Below are 22453 nucleotides of genomic sequence, written 5' to 3' on the forward strand. Positions count from 1 at the left end.
AGGGTTATTATGTAAATAACCTTTTTTTCTTGCCTTTTTGTGGTACAATAACGTGGTAAATGGCAGGTGTTTTTATGTTAAATGATACAATCGCCGCAATTTCAACAGCGGCTGTGGATGGGGCAATCTCCATCATCCGAATGAGTGGAACTGATGCGGTGTCTATAGCGGACAGCATTTTAAATTTCAATATCAAAGAGAAAAAAAGCCATACGATCAGCTATGGTTATGTGTATGATCAGGAGCACGATGAGCTGATTGATGAGGTCCTCGTCAGTGTTTTTCATGCACCAAAAACCTTTACGTGTGAGGATATTGTGGAAATCAACTGTCACGGGGGAAGCTTTATAACAAAGAAGATCCTGCGGCTGTGCCTTGCTCACGGGGCACGGCTGGCAAATCCGGGAGAATTTACACAACGTGCATTTCTGAACGGGCGTATCGATCTGACACAGGCGGAAGCAGTTAATGATATGATTCAGGCAGATACAAACGAAAATGCACGTATGGCTATGCAGGGCATACGGGGCAGTGTGAAAAAACTGCTGGATCCCCTTCTTCAGGAGCTGCTGGATATCATCGCCAATATTGAGGTGAATATTGATTATCCGGAATATGATGATGTGGAACAGCTGAGTACAGAAATCATACAGCCAAAAGCCAGAGCATGGATGAAGCGTATACAGAATATCCTTGACCGCGCTCAAAGCGGGCAGCTTCTGAAAGAGGGAATAAAGACAGCAATCGTTGGAAAGCCGAATGTCGGAAAGAGCAGTCTTCTGAATGCGCTGCTGGAGGAAGAAAAGGCGATTGTGACGGATATCGCAGGGACAACACGGGATATCGTAGAAGGACATATACACCTTCAGGGCTTAACCTTGAATTTGATTGATACGGCAGGAATACGGGAAACAAGCGATGTGGTGGAACAGATTGGTATACAGCGCAGTCTGAAAGCTATTTCCGATGCGCAGCTTGTTATCGTCGTATTAGATAACAGCCGTGCATTGGATGAACAGGACCGGGAGCTGCTAAAGCTTACCAGAGATAAAACACACATTATTGTTTATAATAAGACAGATGTATCGAAGCGAAGCGATGGCATCTGTATTGCAGCGGCAAAGGGCGAGATAGAAGCGCTAATCGCAGAGATTCATAAGCTCTTTGACCGGCATCAGCTTGTTTTACAGGAGCCGCTGCTTCATAATGAGCGGCAGATTGCGCTGATGATGAAGGCAGAGAACAGCATGCATCAGGCACTGGAGGCTATGGAAGCAGGTATGGAGCTGGATATTGTGGAAATTGATATTCAGAATGCATATACATCATTAAAGGAAATTCTGGGTGAAGTTCATCGTGAGGATTTGCTGGATACTTTGTTTTCCAACTTCTGCCTTGGCAAATAACAGAAAGGATAACGATATGAATACATTGATTGATACGCATTGTCACATCACCTGTGATGCATTATATGAGCGCATTGATGAGGTGCTGGATCATGCAAAGCGGGAAGGGATAGAGAGGATGCTCATCGTCTGTACGAATTTTACAGAATATGAGCGGGCACAGTACCTAAAGGATCGGGAGCCGGAACGCTTTGATATTGCGCTGGGCTTTCACCCAAATGATCTGTATGATTTTAAAGAGGTTGATTATGTGCGGCTGGAAGAGCTGCTGAAGCAGGAGCGGCTGATAGCGGTGGGAGAAATCGGCTTAGATTATCATTGGGATGATGTAAAGCCTGAGGATCAGAAGGACGGCTTTGTAAGGCAGCTTCAGCTTGCCTGTAAATATAACAGACCTGTATTGATTCATATGCGTGAGGCTACTAGGGATACGTTGGATATTTTAAAGGAGGCTGATTCTGTAAAAGGCATCATGCATTGCTACAGCGGTAGCAAGGAGGTTGCACAGGAGTTGATAAAATCAGGATTTTATATTTCTTTTGGCGGCCCGCTCACATTTAAAAATTCCAGAGGCGCTCCTGCAACAGCGGAAGCACTCCCGTTGAACAGGCTGTTCGTGGAAACCGACAGTCCTTATCTGACACCGCATCCGTTCAGAGGCAAACAAAATGAACCGATGTATGTGCGCTATACATTTGATAAGCTATGCGAAATTAAGGGTGTGGATAAGGAGCAGGCAGCTGAGCAGCTGCGGAAAAACTATGAGGATTTGTTTAATCTTTAATATATACTTTTGATTATCTGCTCATATCTTTTAAATGACCGCAAAGCCTTAGTTTATCAGCTTTACGGTCATTTTCTTAATCATATGAAACCTTATTGAGGTTGTCTGTGTATTTTTATAAAGCCAAAGCTTTGAATGAAATCCTAAATTATATAAAATGTACTGTGTTTTTTAAAAATTCAAGCAGCTCAATTTCTTGCTTGGAAAGTGCAGTACTAGAAGGAAAAATCGCACATACATTCATTTTGAACGCATTATCTGTTATCGGAATATAACAAAATTCTGGATTCTTTGAATTGGATGTGAGTGTTAAAAGTGAAAAATGTTTATTGTTTTTCAGTACTAAAAATAATTCATCTCTATTCTGTACTTTTAGGGGACGCTTAGAGTCGTATATATTTCTAAATACAGATTTTTTCGGTACTGCCGTATAATAAGTCAAAGGATATTCAAGTGCTTCACTGATAGAAATACTTTTTTTGCCGGCGAGGGAATGCGTCTGACTAACAATAACGTATAGTTGTACGGCTTCAAAAAGCATATGATATTGTAAATTATATTGCTTTATTTCCTCTGCAAATCCATTGAAATCCCCTTGATATACCGGCATAACTCCAATATGTGCTTTTTGACATATAACATCATTTATTATTTCAACTGGATCTGTTCTGCGAAACATGTCAGAAAGCAAAAATCCCTGTTCCTGAAATTTAAAAAGAGCCTCAAGAATATATGATAAATAAATAAATGAAATAGAAACTGTTTTATTCGTGTCGGATAATGCTTCTATTTTTTTATATTCCGCGATAATATTTTGGGCTATTTCAATAAACTTCTCCCCCTTTTCTGTTAATTTAACACCTTTTGATGTCCTTATGAAAACTGGAAATCCTAATTCCTGCTCACATCGTTTTACGGTATTGTATAGTGAGGGTTGAGAAATGTACAGTCTTTGTGAAGCGCTGTTAATTGAACCGCATTGAGAAATCGTAATAAGCAGTTTTAAATGACGTATTTCCATGCTTTAATTTCCTTTCAGTTATAATGTATATGTTATAACAGATATAAAAATATACTGCAAGACAAATATATGAAAAAGGGTTAAAATACTTATTATAAGATTTTCAGGAAAGAGAGTGAAAGAATGTATTCTTCAATTTATGCTGAAAGCAAAGAAATGTATAATGAACTTGTAGAATGGCGTAGAGAGCTTCACAAAATACCTGAATTAGGGCTTGAGCTTCCTAAGACGGTTTCCTTCGTGAAGAAAAAAATGATGGAATGGGATATTCCCTTCGAAACAAAAGTTAATGGTAATAGTGTTATCGGTTATATTGGTGCAGGAGATAAATGTTTACTTCTTAGAGCAGACATGGACGGGCTTCCTATGTGTGAAGAAAGCCAACAATCTTTTGCTTCACAAAATGGTAATATGCACGCTTGCGGACATGATATCCATACGACCGCATTGTTAGGAGCAGCTAAAATATTAAAAAAACACGAAAAAGAATTAAAGGGTAAAATAAAGTTATTGTTTCAACCAGGAGAGGAAACATTTGAGGGAGCTAACGCAGTTATTGCTGAAGGAGTAATGGATAATCCTAGAGTAGGCGCAGCTTTTGCTACTCATGTGGCGTCCAACATTCCTGTAGGAACAATTGCTTATGGAACTATGACAGGAACATCTGTATTTGGTTTTAAGATAACGATAACGGGAAAGGGTACACATGGTGCTATGCCACAGAATGGAATAGATCCTATCAATGTCGGGGTTCATATTTATCAAGCATTGCAGGAGTTAATCGCACGTGAATGCGCTCCAAGCAAAGAAGTAACATTGACAATTGGGCAATTTAACGCTGGAACGGTAAGTAATGTTATCCCGGAAACAGGTATATTACAAGGAACACTTCGCACATTTGATAATGAATTAAAACAGCATTTAATTGTGAGAATTAAGGAGATTGTGAATCATATTGCCAATGCTTTTCATGCAAAAAGCACGGTGGAGGTTTTAACAGATATACCTGTGCTCTGCTGTGATGAAAAAAGAAATATGGAAATTGCTAAGGCGTTAAGTTCTATGAATGCCAAATTTAATATAGTATCTGGATTACACACAACTGGTTCTGATGATTTTGCAGTGTTTGCAGATAAAGTACCAGCTTCTTATTTTATGATAGGAGCTAAGGCTGATTCAGATAATATTTATGCACATCATAATCCCAAAGTATGCTTTAATGAACAAGCTTTACCAATCGAAGCTGCGGTATATTCATGTGTAGCTTTGGAATGGGAATGATTAAAAAAAAATAAAATTGAAATCCACTGTACAGGGAGAGCGTAGGTCTATTTTTAAGATTATCTTTAACTCTATGTTTTCGACTTGTTGGGGATATTGAAGTACCGTATACCATTTTTTCCTTTTCAAGAGTTTTGATAAATACACAAGGAACGACGATATCCATTTACTTGCTTTTCAGCCAATGTCTGGTATAATAACAAAGTTTGATTATAAAAGTAAATGGAGTGATTGGATGAAAAGAAGAACAAAGCTTTTGCTTGGTATTGGAATCAGCTTGCTGATAGTCGTATTCGGTGGTCTTGGCTTTGCCGGGAATTATTTCTATACACTGGCGATTGATGCACATAGTGATAAAAGTATCGTCTTTGGAAACGAGAAGGAGGATCCTGAAGCTGTGCAGGCTTCCAAAGCCTCATATGAGGAAATGCTTGCTCGTGATACAAAGGATGTATGGATGAAAAATAAGGAGGGCTATAAGCTGCACGCCTATGAAATCCAGAATACTGGGAGTAAATGGATGATTGTTGTACATGGTTATATGAGTGAAGCGAAAAATATGTCAGAGGTGGCAAATCACTTTGCTGATGAAGGCTATCATGTCCTGATTCCCGATTTACGTTCACACGGGCAAAGTGAAGGGGATTCCATTGGTATGGGTGCCTGGGACAGTGACGATATCGTAGAGTGGAGTAATTATATCCTGAAGCAGGACAGCTCGGCACATATCGGCTTATACGGCGTGTCTATGGGGGCAAGCACGGTGATGATGGCAAGCGGTAAGGAAAGCCTTCCGTCTGCCGTCCATGTCGCAGTAGAGGATTGCGGCTATACGAGTGCCTGGGATGAATTTTCATTTCAGCTGGATGATTTATTCAAGCTGCCTTCCTTTCCGGCACTTGATGCGGCGAATCTTGTCACAAGGCTGCGCGCAGGATATGATTTGAAGGATGCAAATGCCCTGTCTGCTGTTAAGAGGAAAAAGGTGCCGATGCTGTTTATCCATGGAGACGCAGATGATTTTGTACCTACGGAAATGGTGTATCCGTTATATAAAGCCGCTACAGGTGAAAAGGAGCTCATGATTGTAAAGGGGGCAGCACACGGAAAAAGCAGAGATACTGATCCAAAAGCATATTGGGATAAGGTTGATGCCTTTCTTCAGAAACACATATAGAATAGGAATGTGATGGATTTCACAAAAACGCTTGAAATTCGGACAAAAGGATTCCTAAAACAGGCAAAAAGTGTTATATTATTAGGGAATACAGGAGGTATTGAAAATGAGTAAAAGACCAGTAGTATTAGTGGTTATGGACGGTGTTGGAATCAGTGATTCCGAGTTTGGAAATGCCGTAAAAAAAGCGTATAAACCAACATTAGACGACCTGTGGGAAAACAGCCCGCATACAGAAATTAAGGCACACGGCCTTGCAGTCGGACTGCCGACAGATGATGATATGGGAAATAGTGAAGTAGGACATAATGCGTTGGGCTGCGGTCAGATTTATTCCCAGGGGGCAAAGCTGGTAAATGAAAACATAGAGACTGGAGAAATCTTCAAAACGGATACCTGGAGTGGTCTTGTAAATAACTGTAAGGATGGAAAAATGCATTTCCTGGGACTGCTGTCTGATGGAAATGTGCATTCTCACATTAACCATTTAAAGGCTTTGATTAAAAAAGCTAAAGAGGACGGTGTGAAGGAAGTGCGTGTACATGCCTTGCTGGATGGACGTGATGTTCCGGAAACAAGTGCATTAACATACGTAGATGATATTGAGGCTTATATGGCTGAGCTGAATGATGACAGCTTCCATGCCTGCATTGCGAGCGGCGGCGGACGTATGACGATTACAATGGATCGCTATGAAGCAAACTGGGCAATGGTGGAACAGGGATGGCATGTTCATGTTCTTGGTGAAGGCAGAGAATTTGCATCTGCCAGAGAGGCTATTGAGACATATCGTGCAGAAACCGGTGTCGTTGACCAGGATCTGCCTGGATTCGTTATTACAGAGGATGGAAAACCGGTAGGTACGATTGAGGATGGAGACAGCGTGATACTGTTTAACTTCCGTGGAGACCGTGCACAGGAAATCTCTCTGGCATTTGACGGTGATGACAGTTTTGACAAATTTGACCGTGTTCGTATGCCAAAGGTTATGTTTGCGGGTATGCTGCAGTATGATGCTGACTTGAACATTCCGCACAATTTCCTGACATACCCTCCGAAAATTAAATTTACCTTAACGGAAGAGCTGTGTAAGCACGGTATCCGTGAATATGCAATCAGTGAAACACAGAAATTCGGACATGTTACGTATTTCTGGAACGGCAACCGTTCAGAGAAGTTCGATGATAAGCTGGAGGATTATGTGGAAATTAAATCCGATGTCATTCCATTTGAACAGCGTCCTTGGATGAAATCTGCCGAGATTACAGATGTTTTGTGTGCAGCAATTGAGTCCGGAAACTATGATTTCCTGCGTACAAATTATCCAAACGGTGACATGGTTGGTCATACAGGAAACTTCGAAGCGACAGTAATCGGTGTGGAAGCTGTAGACCTGCAGCTGGCTCGTGTGAAAAAAGCAGTGGATACGGTTAACGGTATTCTGATTGTGACTGCCGATCATGGAAATGCTGATGAAATGTATGAGAAGAAGAAAAAAGCAGATGCTCCAATAAAGGCAAAAACCTCTCATACGCTGAATAAGGTTCCGTTTATCATTTACGGTGCAGATGTTGAACTGAAGCAGGATGAAAGTATTGGTCTGTCCAATGTCGCTTCTACAGTAGCGGATTTACTGGAAGTAGCGCCAAATGAGCATTGGAATGAAAGCATTATTAAGAAATAAATAGAAGTACAGGGAATGCAAAAACCGATTTATGATGAGTTTCGTATTCATTTAATCGGTTTTTTTCTATCCTTTTTGCATATGAGAAGTCGTATGTAATCAGATAAACGAAGCCCTGTTTACCCAAAAAGGAAAAACTACCTCATTTATTTTCCCCATAATTTTTTGAGGGAACAATGCGTTCATGATATTCTTAACATGTAAAATGAAGGAGGGATATGATTGTATACGGCAGGAATTGATATCGGCGGAACAAATACAAGAATTGCCATTGTGAACGAAGCCTATGAGATCATGCAAAGGGTGCAGTTTTCAACGGATACAGATAATCCGAATGCAACACTGAAAAAAATTCAGGAGGCCGTACAGGGCTTTGGAGTCCATGTAAACGGGGTTGGCTTATCCTGTCCGGGGCCGCTGGATTTAAAGCATGGAGTGATTCTCGATACACCTAACTTAAAGGGGAAATGGCATGGCTTTGCAGTGAGTGAGGAGCTGGCAAAGCTGCTAGGGGTACCTGTATATCTGGAAAATGATGCAAATCTGGCCTGCCTTGCAGAGGCGGTTCTGGGACAGGGGAAGGACTGTACCTATGTGCAGTTTCTGACCGTTTCCACAGGTCTTGGCTCCGGTCTGGTCATTGATAAAAAAATTTATCAGGGAGCGCATGGCTTTGCACATGAAATTGCAAATATACCGTTGTGGAAGGACGGGCCGCGTCATGGTTTCATTTATCCCGGCGGTGTGGAAGCCATCTGCAGTGGTACGGCAATAACAACGCGTGCCATGAATGCCGGTCTGACAGTTCAGCATGCCGGAGATGTCTATACTCTTGCACAGGCTGGTAATACTTATGCAATAAAGATTATGGAGGACGCAAAGGAATATCTTGCGAATACCATTGCCATTATCTATGCATTTATCGATCCGGAAATCGTGATTCTGGGGGGCAGTGTTGCGATTAAGATACCGGGCTTTGTTGAGGACGTGGAACAAAGAGTTAAAGCAAGGGTGTATCCGAATATACAGCCGCTGGTAAGGGTTGTGAAAACAAATCTGAGTGAGGACAGCGGATTGCTCGGAGCAGCCTGTCTTGCGTTTCTTCAGGTGTAGAAGCTGCAGACACAGGAGGTGTCTATGAAGTCTGAAAAAGAAAATTATTATATAAAGGAAATACTGAAAATCCTGGTACAGGGCGATATCGTCGCAACAGGGAAAATAGCTTCCATGATTGCTCTTTCGGAAAAAGCTACCCGAAACAAGCTGGAGCATTTGCAGAACTATTTACAGGAAAATCAGCTTGGTTCGATTGAAAAGAAGCCACGCGTCGGCATTTGGCTGAATATGAATGAGGAACAAAAGGAAAAAATGCTGCGGCTGCTGGATGGTGCGGAGCATTTCAGTGTAGGCTATGACGCAACACAGCGGGTCAGAGAGACTCTGCAGATTTTCTTTCGTATGATGCCACGTGAAACAATTACAACACAGAAGCTGGCAGAGGAGCTGTATCTCAGTCCCCCAACGGTATTGAAGGTGATAAAGGACTGTGAAAAATGGCTGAGGCCGTATGGGATAGAAATCAACAATGAACGCAGCCGCGGCTGTTCACTGAAATATGATGAGACGAGCTATCGGATTGCACTGAAGGACTATATCATGCTCGATCATGATCTGGATGAAACACGCAGACAGACACAGGAATTTTTCTCTAACATTGATATTGACTTGATAAAGAAAGCAATCATTGAGACAGAGAATGAATGGAACTACCGCTTCACGGATTCATCCTTCTATGAAATACTCATTTACTGCTGTCTGGCTTATCAGCGCAAGGATTTCAGTACACCGCTTAGAATCGCCCAGGAGGATCAGGAAATTCTGGAGCGCTATAACGAATATCCGTTTACGATTGCCATCTTTAAAAAGCTGCATGAGAAAATGCATGTCATCTTCTCAAATGAGGATGTCATGTTTCTGGCAACTCAGATATTATGCTCAAAATTTATCGGCATCAGCAATGCTGTGGATATGATCTCCAATATCTCCAAATATGATCAGAAGATATTGAATTTTATTGATGAGATGCTGGTGACGATCGGAAATATTCTGGAAGTGGATTTGACAAATGACAGTAAGCTGCGGGAAAGTCTGATTTTCCATATGCGGCCAACCATATTCCGTCTGCGTTACGGTTCTCCGCAGAGCAATTCACTTGTGAATTTTATAAAAACGGAATACAAGACCGTATTCCGTGCAGCGTGGTCGATTTCCATGATGTTCGAGAATTCCTTCGGTTTGCAGATTACAGAGGATGAGCTTGGATATATCGTGCTTTATATACAATCTGCACTGGAAAGACGAAATCAGCGCTACAGTGCAGTTCTGCTTGCGGAAAGCAATCTGGGACATGCACAGCTTCTAAGCGAGCGTATCCGTAAAACTGTACCGGAAATCAGCAGTTTGAAGGTTATCAGCTATCATGATTTCAAGCTGTATGAGCATCCGGATGAGGATATCATCATCAGCTCCAAGCTGTTAAAGGAAACGGATAAGCGTGTTATCGTCATACCGAATCTGTTAAGTGATACGGGCATCGGTATGCTGCGCAGCTTTATGGATAATCTGAATCTTCGGGTATCGGAGGAAATCAACCCCTTTGAGCCAATCTGCTTTCAGTTGTTTTCACCGGAGCTGATGTTTATCAATGAATCCTTTGATAGTAAGGAAGCCCTGTTGAAATACATGTGTGAGCGTATGGAGCTGAAGGGCTATGTGACAGGAAAGTTTTATGATTCCGTCATGGAAAGAGAGCAGGCAACAACGACAAGCATTGGAAACCGGGTGGCGCTTCCCCATGGAGCTATGAGTGAGGTTAATGAATCCCATGTCGCGATTGCTGTTTTACCGGAGCCGATTGTATGGGATGATGACCGTGTGGATGTGATCTTCCTACTGGGCTTTAAAATGTCAACACATGAGGAGATTCGTAGAATACAGTCCTTCTATAAGCAATATATATCGCTGATAGAAACGGATGAAAAGGTAAAAATCATACGCAGTAAGAAATCGAATCTGGAGCTGTATCGTTATCTGATACAGTAAACAAGGCAGCACAGGCAAGTGTGCCTTGGCATATACAATCATAAAAAAATTTATCAGGAGGAAAAGGATATGCAACTAATAGATGTATTGGATGAGAGAATCATCGACTTAAACGCAGAAGCGACAAACAAGGATGAGGTGTTGACCCTGCTTGCAGGCAAGCTGAAGGATGCCGGATATATTGCGGATGTTGAGGCTTTTAAAAAGGATATTTATTTACGGGAAAGCGAGGGTACTACAGGAATCGGTAACTATATTGCAATTCCCCACGGAAAGAGTGATTCCGTAACACAGGTCGGTATTGCGATTGCAAAGCTGAAGAATGAAATTGAATGGGAAACACTGGATGATAAGGGCGTTCGCCTGGTCTTCCTGTTCGCGGTAAGCAATGATCATGAATATGCACGCAATCACATGCTGCTGCTGGCAGATATCGCCAGAAAGCTTGGCAACGATGAGGCAGTGGAACGCTTGTTAAAGGTAGAGACTGTAGAAGAATTGAAGGACATATTTGCAGGAAAATAAAAAGTACCACATTTATCTTCCCTGAAATTTCAAAGAGAAGAAAAAAGTGCAGTATTAAAAATACCACAATGAATCGGAAGGAATGTCAGAATCATTTTATAATATAGACAGTTAAGGAAAGGAGGACGTACAAATGAATATCGTTGCAGTTGCAGCTTGTACATCCGGAATCGCACATACGTATATCGCAAAAGAGAAGCTCATTCGGGCTGCGGAAGGTATGGGACACACCATCCATGTGGAAACACAGGGAACAATTGGTACAGAGGATGAGTTAACACCGGAACAGATCAAGGCCGCAGATGTTGTCATTCTTGCCATTGATATTGCGATCACAGGCACGGAACGCTTTGAGGGGAAAAAGACAGTAAAGGTTCCTACCAATGTGTGTGTGAAAGCGCCGAAACAGCTGATTCAGAAAATTGAAACAGAATTAAACAAATAAGGAAAGAGAGGAAAAAGGATTATGAAAAAATTTGGTGCTGAGCTGAAACGCCATGCCCTTACCGCCATCTCCTATATGCTGCCGCTGGTAGTTGCATCCGGTCTTCTGATCGCCATCGGAAACCTGATGGGCGGAGAGGTAGTCACAGATTTAAGCAAGATGACGATTCCTAGTGCATTGACATCACTCGGTGTATTGGGAATGGGGCTTCTTCCATCATTTATCGCAGGTTATATTTCTTACTCCATAGCAGATCGTCCGGGTATCGCACCAGGCTTCCTGATGGGGCAGATTGCTTCCTTCCTGGGAGCCGGCTTCCTGGGTGGTATGGTTGGAGGTTATATCGTTGGTTACATCGCATTGTTCATCAGAAAGAATCTGAAGGTTCCACACTGGGCAGAGGCACTGATGCCGATGATGATTATACCGACATTATCTTCTATCATTGCAGGACTTCTGATGTACTTTGTCATCGGTACACCAATCGTATGGTTAACAGAAGCATTGACAAACTTCATCACAGGTCTGGATCAGAGCTCCAAGGTACTGTACGGCTTTATCATCGGAGCACTTGGATGTCTGGATTTCGGAGGACCAATCAGTAAGGTACCGAATCTGATTTGCGACGGCTTACTGCTGGAAGGTATTTTAGAGCCGGAAGCAATCAAGGTGCTTGCTGCCATGGTTCCGCCACTGGGAATTACATTATCACTCGTTATTTCTAAATTTATAAAAAAACGTATCTATACCTCAACCGAGGTTGAAAATATCAAGGTAGCCTTCCCAATGGGACTGTGCATGATCTCAGAGGGTGTTATTCCAATTGCTATGAATGATTTGATCCGTACAGTTATCTGTACATCCATCGGCTGTGGTGTTACAGGTGCAATCAGCTTTACGCTGGGTGTTGGAAGTGCCGTACCATCTGGTGGTGTCTTCGTTATCCCGGCTATGAGTAATCCATTCGCAGCACTGCTTGCCCTGCTGGCAGGTACCTGTGTGACAGCTGTGCTTCTGGTACTGATCAAGAAGAAGAGAACAGAGGCAGATGAAGTACAGGTAGAAGAAATAGAGGAAGAAATGGATTTATCAGATATCACATTCTCATAAAAAGAAAGAAGGACTATAATGTACGTATCTATGAAGGGCATGCTGCAAAGAGCCAATGCAGGAAACTATGCAGTCATGGCAATCAACTGCTTTAATATAGAAACCGCAAGAGCTGTTATTAGTGCAGCACAGGAATTAAGAGCTCCCATCATTGTGAATATTGTTCAGGAGCATATGGTGAATCACTGTGACAGCGAGCTGATTGCACCGATCGTGAAGCTGCTGGCACAGCGCGCAAGTGTTGAGGTTGCGTTAAATTTTGACCATGGGGAAGAAATCGGATATTTGAAGAAAGCACTTCAGGACGGTTACTCCAGCGTCATGGTGGATGCCTCCCGTTATGATTTGGAAGGCAATATTCGAATGACAAGGGAAATCGTTGAATTCGCTAAGCAATTTGATGCCTCTGTAGAAGGGGAAATCGGATGCATGGGGGGCAGTGAAGGCGGCAATTATACTAGTGACGCCATGAAAACAGATCCGCAGCAGGCATTGCGTTTCGCAAAGGAAACCGGCATTGATGCATTGGCGATTTCCTTTGGATCCTCTCATGGAAACTATCCGGAGGGCTATGTTCCTGAATTTGACTTTGAACGTCTGAAGGAAATCAAGGAGCTTACGAAAATGCCGCTGGTTCTGCATGGAGGCTCCGGTTCAGGGGACAAAAATATAGAAAATTGTGTAAAATACGGAATTAACAAGATCAATGTCGGCTGTGATTTTATGAATGCCAATGTTGACAGTATTAAGAAGCATCTGGAAAAAGACCCGGACATCAATTACTGGGTGATGATGCATCAGGTTGAAATAGACAGTCGTGAGATTGTCAGACATTATATCAGATTATCTAAATCGGAAGGAAAATCCCTATAAGGGAAGAAGGAGCTAAACCTATGTTAATGAATATGAAGGATTTACTTGAAGTCGCACAGAAGAATCATTTCGCGGTACCTGCTTTCAATATCGGAAGCGACCAGCTGTTAAAGGCTGTTATGAAAAAAGTGAAGGAAATGAAAAGCCCGGTAATTCTGGAAATGAGCCCGGATGAATTCAACTTTGTTGGTGATGCACAGATTCAGGCAATGATTTATGAGGCAGCACATACAGATGTACCGGTATGTATCCACCTAGATCACGGAGATACTTATGAAACTGTAGTACGTGCCATTCGTGCAGGTATGACATCAGTTATGATCGATGCTTCCACATTGCCTTATGAGGAAAACGTCGCAGTTACAAAAAAGGTTGTTGAAACTGCACACATTGCAAATATTTCCGTAGAGTCTGAGCTCGGAACAATCGGTACCACCGGAAATTCCATTGAGGGCGGTACACAGGGGGTTATCTATACCGTTCCAGAAGAAGCAAAGCAGTTTATCGAGGATACCGGTATTGATACCTTTGCAGTTGCTATCGGTACAGCACACGGTATTTATCCAAAGGACATGAAGCCAGAGCTGCGTATTGACATTCTGAAGGACATCACGAGCCAGGTAGATGTGCCTCTGGTACTGCATGGCGGATCCAGCAACAAGGATGAGGAAATCGCAGCTGCTGTACAGAACGGTATTTGTAAAATCAATATCTCCAGTGATATCAAGGTTGCATTCTATAATAAAGCACGCGAGGTTCTGAATGCAAATCCTGGATACCGTGAGCCTCTGGAAATTTATCCGGAAGCAATGGAAGCATGCGGTAAGGTTGTTGAAGAAAAAATCAGATTATTCAATTCCAACGATAAAGTGAAATATTACTACTAGGATATCATACGAGATTGAAATCATAGGAATTATTTATAAAGAAAAGAAAGGGCTGGTTCAAGAATATATGAATCAGTTCCTTTTACTGTTAGGATACAGAAAAACAAGACGGTGCGCATCGGTACCATCTTATAAATATGTGGATGCAGGATATTTATAATAGAATCAGATATACGTTACACTGTGCTTTACCGGGAAATATTATGAAATGACAAATAAACAGCTTATGTTTATTGCAATATGAGGACGCAGAAGGATGAAAAATATGTTCCAAACAGATATTTTGTGTATACAATCATCATAAGAGGTATATCATCTGCCAAAGTACATACAAATGAAGATTTATTTGTTATAATAGACATAACATACATTGAGGTGAGGTACATGAAAGAGAGTAAGCCAAAATATCTGGAAATTGCAGATGTTATCCATCAGGAAATTCGACAGGAAATTTACAAGCAGGGAGATAAGCTTCCTGTTGAACGGGAATTGCAGGAACGCTTCGGCGCAAGCAGGATGACAATTCGCCATGCCTTGCAGAAGCTGGAACAGCAGGGCGTTGTTAGGATTGACCGGGGACGCGGAGCTTTTGTTATGGATTTAATGATTCAGCGGAGTAAGGAAATTCTCGGTGTTACAGAGCTGATGGAGCGAAAGGGTCTGAAATGTCACAGCAAGGTATTACACCTTGAGAAAATAAAACCGGATGAACATACTCGGGAAGCAATGAATCTGACAGAAGAAGATGAAGTATACTTTCTGCATAGAATCCGTTATGCAAACGATGAGGCAATCGCAGTGGAATACGCACACATTAACGCAAAATATTGTCCAGGTCTAGAAATGTTTAATTTTGAAAGCTTTTCTCTATATGATGTGTTCTATGAGCATTATCATCTGGATTTATCCTGGGCAAGAGATGATATACGCGCTGACAACATACGCGGAGAGGATGCCCATATTCTGCTGCAGGCGAAATCAGGCCCTGCGCTCATTGTATACAATACGGCCTATGATTTGAACAATGATCCAATCGAATACACGAAAACGATTTACAATTATAAGATGTTCACATATACTGTAGTAAGTACGGAAACGTCTAAGAAGTATAAGAAGTAATAACCAACACAGACACTGAAAGGTGTCTTTTTACAAAGGAGGAAAGCAATGAAGAGTACAGAAAAACAGCTTCAGAGCCGGGGAAAAGCATCCTGTGAGGATATCAGAACACTGCAGGATATGGAGTATTCAGAGAAGCTGCGTATGCTGAATGCTCCCTCTGCCGGTATGCGTAGTGCTGCGGCTATGAGTCTTATGGATATTGTGGATACTGTGGCAGATCATCTCTTACAACAGCTCGCAAGGGAAACATGTCTGTATACACGCATAGCAATCTGTCAGTCTCTGGAAGCGGGAAGCATAAAAACAGCTGAAAAAATGGGCGAATACCTGGGAAAAATAGGAAAGAATCAGTATAAAAGAGTAGAAGAAACGGTATCCGAAAAGAAATCCTATCCTCTGCCGCGTGATATCATTGCCCGCAGTATGGGAAAGATGGATATTTCTGTACTGCCGGTCTTACTGAGTATTTTAAACGGGTCAGATCGAACCGCTATTAGCGAAGCACTGGATGCCGCAGGATATATGCTGTTTTATCATTCGGCAGCTGCCACAAAGGAGCTGTTTACGATGTTCATGGGGTTTGCTGAGAAATGGAAGGAGGATCAGCTCCTCATGTGGAAGCTTCTGCTATGCATGTCGGCATTTCCTTATGAGGAGGCTTTGCAGCTTCTGAATGTATATACCAAACGTGCAGATCCGCTGGGAGCACAGGCAGAGCGCTCGTATAACATTCTTAAAGACAGAATAGAAAAGGGGAGACTATGACACAGAATATATTTGATAATGATACTTTTTTTAAAGAGTATATGGATTTACGGTTTCATAAAAAGAATTTGAATGATCTGATTGAGCAGCCGCAGATGAAACGTTTATTACCGGAAATAAAAAATAAAACGATTCTGGATATCGGCTGCGGCTTCGGTCATAACTGTTTAAGCTTTACCAAGGCAGGCGCCAGGCATGTTACAGGAATTGACATATCTGTAAAAATGCTAGAGATTGCACATAAGAGCTTCTCACATCCGGTAATCGACTACCTGCTTATGAACATGGATGAGTTACATACATTGCAAGAAACATACGATTTAGTATACAGCTCTCTGGCTTTCCACTATGCCGAGGATTTTACAGCCTTGATTCACAATATTTATGAGCTTTTAAATCCGGGCGGCATCCTGTTGTTTTCCCAGGAGCATCCACTCATGACAGCGTCTCAGGGAAAGGGAGGGCATTATAATCATGATGAGAACGGGAACTGTATATCTTATACGTTTTCCGATTATGGCAGGGAAGGAAAAAGAAGCGGCTTCTGGTATGTGGATCATGTGGAAAACTATCACCGTACCATGGGGTCGATAGTAACAACGCTTGCACATGCCGGATTTATGATTGAGGACATGGTGGAAGCATTGCCGGATCAAAAGACATTGAACGAGTATCCGAAATTGAATAAGGAATTTATCAAACCGACCTTTCTGATTCTTCGGGCAAAAAAAGTGATAAGTGAAGTGTAAAAACAACGATTTACAAGTATAAAGCAATTTGAAAATAGCTTTCACATAATGCTTATATCCTGGTATGAAGGAACAAAAAGAATATGAAAACCGCGTGTTATATGAACTAATACGCGGTTTTTTACTATAATTTTTATTATGTGTGCCACACCAATCGCTATTCTTCTCGATAGGTTGCGGCCATAAGTGTCATATTCCCCGTTATGCAGACCTCACTCTCACAAATCTGCAGAATACTCTCCCATTTGGTTACAGCTTTCCCATTCATCGTACCGTTGCCCTGAAGAACCGTATACACGTAGAAATCCGACTGCTGCAGCTTTATTGTGCCGTGCAGCTCGATTTTCATGAGGGTGAACACCTGCGGTTTATCAATATACACGAAGATACTGCATGCTTCTGACTGTATATAGGATAATGGCTGCTGGCTGCTTAGAATTTGCGGATAATAGATACATTCCGCTGCCTGCTCGATGTGCAGTGTTCTGGGTTTTCCCTGCTTATCTGTCCGATGATAATCATACAGGCGATATGTGATATCGGCTTGCCGTGTCAGCTCATAGATAAGATTTCCTTTTCCCACTGCATGAACCGTTCCGGGTTTCAGATAATAGAAATCACCGGTATGAGAAGGAAGGCGGATAACATCACGCTGGATTAGATTTTTTTCCGCTGCCTGTATAAGCTCTGCCTTTGTACGCCAGTGATGTCCCAGATAGAGGGAAGCATTCACACTGTCCACAACATACCATGCTTCCGGCTGAGCCTGTGTATGCGTGCTTTTTCCGGGATGAACCTGTATGGATAAATCATCCTGTGCATCCATGACATTCACGCGTAATGGAAAATCCTGACACGAGAGGTGAAAGAAATCGGGATGTGCTTTATAAAACTCTGAAAGCGTACAGCCTTCATCTGCCACCTGACAGTCACATGCTGGATGCGCACTTACACAGCTGATTTCACCAATAGAGCCTGTATCAGAAAGATGAAATTCCCTTGCGAGTAGATTTCCTCCCCATAAACGCTCATGACCAATCGGTTCTATCCGGTAGAGCGTTTTCATGTCAGAAGCGAACAAAGGTTTTCATGACAGCAACCTCTTTACCCTCACTCTCTCCACAAGGCGTTATGGTATAGGATGTAATTGTTGCAGGAATACAGACACTTTCTGCGAAATGAATCACATAAGGTGCAAACTGACCATCAGGACTTTCTATCACAGCTTCCTTTCCACTGATTAAATTCAGGGCATTCGTCTCGCCATTGGTTGTATGTGTTGTTTTTCCTGTCATCCAGATACGTCTGCACTCCAGATATTGCAGCTCACATAAACCTGTGCGCTCCTCCTTATGTACCTCATCCTCTTCGATAAGTACCGGATCACATGCACAATTTTCCTTAATCCAGTCTGTATGCTTATCCCACTGAATGTTTTTCATACCATGATCGATATGGACAGGTCTTGGTAATCCATCCAAACCGATTCTTCCCCAGTCCCAAAGCTTAAAGGTGAAGATACAAGGGGATGATGAAATTTCAAGAACCATTGTATTCGCTCCGGAACAATGAACCGTTCCTGCAGGAATACTGAAATGATCGTGTTTTTTTGCGGGGAGCTTATTCGCATATTTAGTGGCAGGGAAATCCAGCTTTCCCTCTGCCGCAAGACGAAGATCACGTTCCATATCCGCACGATTCGCCGTATCTGTCAGACCAAGATAGATGTAGGTTTCCTCGGGAGCACAATCCAGGTAATAATAGCTTTCATCCTGCGTAAAAGGCATAGCAAAATTCTGAATCATATATTGCTGGTTTGGATGCACCTGCAGAGACAGATTGCCTCCTTCCATGGTATCCAGAAAATCATAACGAATCGGATATTCCGCTCCAAATCTCGCAAACCCTTTTTCCCCAATCAGCTGCTTTGGAAAGCGCTGCATAAGTGTATAGCCGGGAATATTTACATCTATATCCTGAAAGGTAATGGATACTTCATTTTCCTGAAATAACAGATTGTAGCTCCATGCATAATTGATTCTGTCCTTATCCTCAACATCACAGACCTCCTTCATCCACTGACCGCCCCACAGGCCCTCATCGAAGAAAGGAACAGTACGGAAGGGCTGTTGTAACAGCTGTGTTAAGCCATCGTCGAAAGCATCTCGGTCAATCATGCGTGGATCATTATGCTTTACGGTATCCAGGTAGAAGTCAAAGTGATCATACAGGCTTTGCTTATGAACATTTCCGATTCTCCAATCGATAAAGTATCCGCGTTTGAATTTGCGAATGATATCCTCATTCGCATTATCGGTATGGAAATTTGGCAGATGCTCATGACGGTAACGCATTTGTATCTCCCATATGGTCATATCAGCAAGTATCAGAATATCACTTTTCGCAATGTAATCGGCAGCAGTACCAATGATAAGTATCGTACCCTCTGCCTGCTGCACTTCCTGTCTTGCCTTTGCCAGCCGTTCAGGGTCAACGAGATCCATCCATTTGCCATAATAGGCGATTCCATATACACGGTCATCCGTTATATTGCGTTTGAGCAGCTCATAGATTTTATCGTTATCATAGAAAATATCATCACTGTGAATGATTTTATCAAAGGAAATTCCTTCACATAAGCCCTGCTGTATTTCCTCCTGATCGACACCGATATAGCAATCCACACAAACTATGGTACGCTCGTTGTGGATTTTGCTTTTTATGCGTTCACAGACGCTCTGATAGCCTCTTACGGCCTGATTGTCGTGACCGTGAATGACTGTTGTGGGGTGTTTTTCATAATTAGATGCTGATGTTAGATATTTCATATTCATTCATCCTTTCCGCTCCAGCGTAGCTTTCAGCGTATGATCTTTACGATTGCATTATAGCATCGAACTATCATATTGTCTATACAAAAATTAAATTGTATGTAAATTGAATAATATGTACAAACAAATATTGACGAGTGACATATTTCAAGGTATGATGAGAAAAAGAGGAGGATGATAGGATGACTGGTATACTTCTGATTTCACATGGCCCGCTGGCTCAGGGGCTTCGCGATTCTTACTGCTTTTTTAATGATGAGACATATCTGATGGATATTCTCTGTCTGCAGGAGGGGGATGATCCTGCAGGCTTTCATGAGAAGCTGTCTGTTAAATGTGATGCATTGGATCAGGGAGACGGTGTTTTGATACTCAGCGATATCCCAGGAGGCTCACCGGCGAATCAGGCGCAGCTGCTGCAGGCACAGGGCACTCATGAAATCCGCATTATTGCAGGGTGTAATCTTATCATGGTGCTGGAAGCATATATGTCCAGAAACTTTATGAAGCTTCCACAGCTTTGTGAGCATTGTGTGAAAAAGGGGAAGGAGAGCATTATGGAGCTTTGCCCGGTAATCGAACAGGAAGCGGACAATGATGCAGAATTGTGACTAGTATGGTAGATCTTCATTTGCATTCCAAATGGAGCATTGATGGTGAATACGAATGTACACAGCTTATACAAATAGCTAAAAAAGCAGGATTGAGAACAGTGGCTTTATGTGATCATAACAGTATGCAGGGAATTGATACAATGCGTGAGGAAGGAAACAGGCACGGTGTTCATGTCATAGCTGCGATAGAATTTGATTCTCTGTTTCATGGTTATGAAACACATATCATCGGGTATGGACTGGATTATCATGCGCCGGTATTCCGGAATTTGCAGGAAGAAATCAACGCATTGGAATTCGCAGCATTTCGCAAAAAGGCACAGCTGCTGCAGGAGCTGTACCAGGTAGTTATGCCGTTAGAGTATCTTTTACACAGATGCGAGACAGAGAATCCATTTCAGGTTATTTACGGGACATTTCTGCAGCTTGCACAACAAAAGGATATCCAGGAGCTGCGTCCGTATTTCACAGATGGGGAAAAGGCAGCGAATGCGGTTGTGGACTTTTATTGGGATGTTTGTTCCTATGGAAAAAAAGCATTTGTCCCTGTTCCTTATCCGGAAGCACAGGTTGTCATTGATCGTATTCATGCGTATGGCGGCATCGCAGTGCTTGCCCATCCTGGAGTTGCTTTTTATCACAGGGAGGAATTGCTGGATGAATTGTATCATGATGGCATCGACGGTATTGAGGTATTTACCACGTACCATGATGAAAAGGAACGGCAATTTTTTAAGACATATGCCCAAAAAAGAAAGCTCTTTATCAGCGGCGGCAGTGATTTTCATGGAAGCTATAAGCCTGATACCGTATGGGGGAGTTTGGTATGCAGGCAGAGGAGCAACCTTTGCTGGAGCCGTTATTGCGGCAGCTGTATACCTGTAATGAGTAGCTGGATATATTACAGGCAAGCAGAAATGAAATAATCTTTATACGTCAGATTAGTGTAATTCACTTCAAAAAGATGAAACGATGGCAGTAAAAAAGCCCTGTATACGAATGATCCTTATCGGCTTTTCGTATCAGGGCATCTTTTTTTGCCAAAGTTGTGAAATGATGCTTTTCCTTTTTTTGTATACAGCCTATTTCAGATAGTGAAAGGCTTCCGGATTTGCAATAAAATGAGCGTATAAAGGAATCGAATCAACCGGATTATCCCATGGAACATCCTCAGCGTTTAACTGTGTGATTCCTATTTCATATCCCTGGTAATGCTCGTTTATGTTAAAAACAGGCATTCCTTGAGCGCCCTCCATGACATACACAGGTGCTCCCTTTTTTTCCTTCAGATGTCCGTATTCACTATTGGCATCCTCGATAATCAGATCACCAAAAATAAATGGATCCTTTCCGGTATTGATGGATAGATGATAATAATCACTTGGTATGATAAGATAATCTCCCTTCTTAACCTTCAGCATGATGACCTGTATGGATTGCTCTTTATAGGTAAACAGCTCAAAGAAACCTGTTCCCTGCAAAATTTCATAGGCTTCCATATGTCTTGTCTTTTTCACGGGGTGAATGCCATGAATATGACCGTGAGCCTTCATCATCTCACCATGAATACTCTGCGGCATAAGAATGGTGTATTCATACCGGATGTGCTGTTCCTTGAAAATCGCTTTATGCGCCCTTCGATAAATACCGTTATACATATAATACAATGGATACTCATCCTCAAAGTCACTGGAATCGCGGAATAATTCACGCATATCCTTCATTCTGCGTACAGCGATTTCCTCCACGACAGTATCAGGGGGAAGCTGCAGCTCTCTTGTTTCATCATTGAATATAGATGGTATTGTGGATGCTCTGCCAAAATCGTAGTTCATAATATGACCTCCTATCATTTCTAATTTCATTATTATCATGCTGTGTTTTGATTGTCAACCAGCCTGATTTTAGCGTTTTCACATAGACAGGAGTGCAGTTTGTATAAGCTTTTTTACAATCAGAATGAGAAATCATAATAAAAAAAGACTATGTGTTTATAGTCTATTCATGGACAATGCGGAATTGTGTCTAAAAATCAGACATAAAATATTTTTTCAAATTGACTGTACATTTCCTAAAC

The 22453-nt window shown here is 42.0% G+C and carries 20 protein-coding genes and 1 pseudogene; 17 read left to right on the top strand and 4 right to left on the bottom strand.

Going from position 1 to position 22453, the window contains the following annotated elements:
* Positions 1-74 precede the first annotated feature (74 nt).
* Together mnmE and GKZ87_00630 are read left to right on the top strand one after the other, a co-directional pair.
* Complete coding sequence (gene mnmE, locus GKZ87_00625) at positions 75-1406, top strand: tRNA uridine-5-carboxymethylaminomethyl(34) synthesis GTPase MnmE (GenBank protein QSI24103.1); 1332 nt, start codon at positions 75-77, stop codon at positions 1404-1406.
* 16 nt (positions 1407-1422) lie between these two features.
* Positions 1423-2190: a YchF/TatD family DNA exonuclease gene (locus GKZ87_00630; protein ID QSI24104.1), complete on the top strand. Its 768-nt coding sequence runs from the start codon at positions 1423-1425 to the stop codon at positions 2188-2190.
* Between the two features lie 148 nt (positions 2191-2338).
* Here GKZ87_00630 and GKZ87_00635 read toward each other — a convergent pair whose 3' ends face one another.
* Positions 2339-3211, bottom strand: coding sequence for a LysR family transcriptional regulator (locus tag GKZ87_00635; protein QSI24105.1), 873 nt, complete (start codon positions 3209-3211; stop codon positions 2339-2341).
* A gap of 123 nt (positions 3212-3334) precedes the next feature.
* Here GKZ87_00635 and GKZ87_00640 point away from each other — a divergent pair, with 123 nt between their 5' ends.
* The 13 genes from GKZ87_00640 (at position 3335) to GKZ87_00700 (ending at position 16931) form a co-directional block, all read left to right on the top strand.
* A complete protein-coding gene (locus GKZ87_00640) occupies positions 3335-4492 on the top strand; it encodes an amidohydrolase (GenBank protein ID QSI24106.1) in 1158 nt (385 codons plus the stop codon).
* 235 nt (positions 4493-4727) lie between these two features.
* A complete protein-coding gene (locus tag GKZ87_00645) occupies positions 4728-5669 on the top strand; it encodes an alpha/beta fold hydrolase (protein QSI24107.1) in 942 nt (313 codons plus the stop codon).
* Between the two features lie 106 nt (positions 5670-5775).
* Positions 5776-7353: a 2,3-bisphosphoglycerate-independent phosphoglycerate mutase gene (locus GKZ87_00650; GenBank protein ID QSI24108.1), complete on the top strand. Its 1578-nt coding sequence runs from the start codon at positions 5776-5778 to the stop codon at positions 7351-7353.
* 222 nt (positions 7354-7575) lie between these two features.
* On the top strand, positions 7576-8466 hold the full coding sequence (locus GKZ87_00655; protein QSI24109.1) for an ROK family protein: 891 nt from the start codon (positions 7576-7578) through the stop codon (positions 8464-8466).
* Between the two features lie 24 nt (positions 8467-8490).
* A complete protein-coding gene (locus GKZ87_00660; GenBank protein QSI24110.1) occupies positions 8491-10455 on the top strand; it encodes a PRD domain-containing protein in 1965 nt (654 codons plus the stop codon).
* Between the two features lie 69 nt (positions 10456-10524).
* Positions 10525-10980 (top strand): PTS fructose transporter subunit IIA, encoded by a 456-nt coding sequence (locus GKZ87_00665; protein ID QSI24111.1) that lies wholly within the window; start codon positions 10525-10527, stop codon positions 10978-10980.
* Between the two features lie 133 nt (positions 10981-11113).
* Positions 11114-11425, top strand: a complete 312-nt coding sequence (locus tag GKZ87_00670; GenBank protein ID QSI24112.1) for a PTS fructose transporter subunit IIB — start codon at positions 11114-11116, stop codon at positions 11423-11425.
* A 21-nt stretch (positions 11426-11446) separates the two neighbouring features.
* Positions 11447-12535 (top strand): PTS fructose transporter subunit IIC, encoded by a 1089-nt coding sequence (locus tag GKZ87_00675; GenBank protein ID QSI24113.1) that lies wholly within the window; start codon positions 11447-11449, stop codon positions 12533-12535.
* An 18-nt stretch (positions 12536-12553) separates the two neighbouring features.
* The gene (locus GKZ87_00680; GenBank protein ID QSI24114.1) at positions 12554-13408 is read left to right on the top strand and encodes a ketose-bisphosphate aldolase; all 855 of its coding nucleotides are present in this window, start codon (positions 12554-12556) and stop codon (positions 13406-13408) included.
* Positions 13409-13428: 20 nt separating this feature from the next.
* Entirely contained in the window at positions 13429-14295 is an 867-nt protein-coding gene (locus tag GKZ87_00685; GenBank protein ID QSI24115.1) for a ketose-bisphosphate aldolase, read from the top strand.
* A 384-nt stretch (positions 14296-14679) separates the two neighbouring features.
* On the top strand, positions 14680-15414 hold the full coding sequence (locus GKZ87_00690; protein ID QSI24116.1) for a UTRA domain-containing protein: 735 nt from the start codon (positions 14680-14682) through the stop codon (positions 15412-15414).
* A 48-nt stretch (positions 15415-15462) separates the two neighbouring features.
* A complete protein-coding gene (locus GKZ87_00695; protein QSI24117.1) occupies positions 15463-16182 on the top strand; it encodes a hypothetical protein in 720 nt (239 codons plus the stop codon).
* On the top strand, positions 16179-16931 hold the full coding sequence (locus GKZ87_00700; GenBank protein QSI24118.1) for a methyltransferase domain-containing protein: 753 nt from the start codon (positions 16179-16181) through the stop codon (positions 16929-16931). The genes GKZ87_00695 and GKZ87_00700 overlap by 4 nt, the downstream gene beginning before the upstream one ends.
* Positions 16932-17088: 157 nt before the next feature.
* Here the strand turns inward: GKZ87_00700 and GKZ87_00705 are convergent, their stop codons facing one another.
* Positions 17089-17997 (bottom strand): mannose-6-phosphate isomerase, encoded by a 909-nt coding sequence (locus GKZ87_00705; protein ID QSI24119.1) that lies wholly within the window; start codon positions 17995-17997, stop codon positions 17089-17091.
* A gap of 1 nt (position 17998) precedes the next feature.
* On the bottom strand, positions 17999-19759 hold the full coding sequence (locus GKZ87_00710; GenBank protein ID QSI24120.1) for a mannose-6-phosphate isomerase: 1761 nt from the start codon (positions 19757-19759) through the stop codon (positions 17999-18001).
* 185 nt (positions 19760-19944) lie between these two features.
* On the opposite strand from GKZ87_00710, the gene GKZ87_00715 reads away from it, so the two are divergent.
* Both GKZ87_00715 and GKZ87_00720 read left to right on the top strand, forming a co-directional pair.
* A complete protein-coding gene (locus GKZ87_00715) occupies positions 19945-20373 on the top strand; it encodes a PTS mannose transporter subunit IIAB (protein QSI24121.1) in 429 nt (142 codons plus the stop codon).
* Positions 20374-20378: 5 nt separating this feature from the next.
* Positions 20379-21268 (top strand): annotated as a pseudogene (locus tag GKZ87_00720) (PHP domain-containing protein).
* Positions 21269-21458: 190 nt separating this feature from the next.
* On the opposite strand, the gene GKZ87_00725 reads toward GKZ87_00720, so the two are convergent.
* Complete coding sequence (locus tag GKZ87_00725; GenBank protein ID QSI24122.1) at positions 21459-22211, bottom strand: glucose-6-phosphate isomerase; 753 nt, start codon at positions 22209-22211, stop codon at positions 21459-21461.
* Positions 22212-22453 lie beyond the last annotated feature (242 nt).

The sequence above is a fragment of the Erysipelotrichaceae bacterium 66202529 genome (assembly GCA_017161075.1).
GTDB lineage: Bacteria > Bacillota_I > Bacilli_A > Erysipelotrichales > Erysipelotrichaceae > Clostridium_AQ.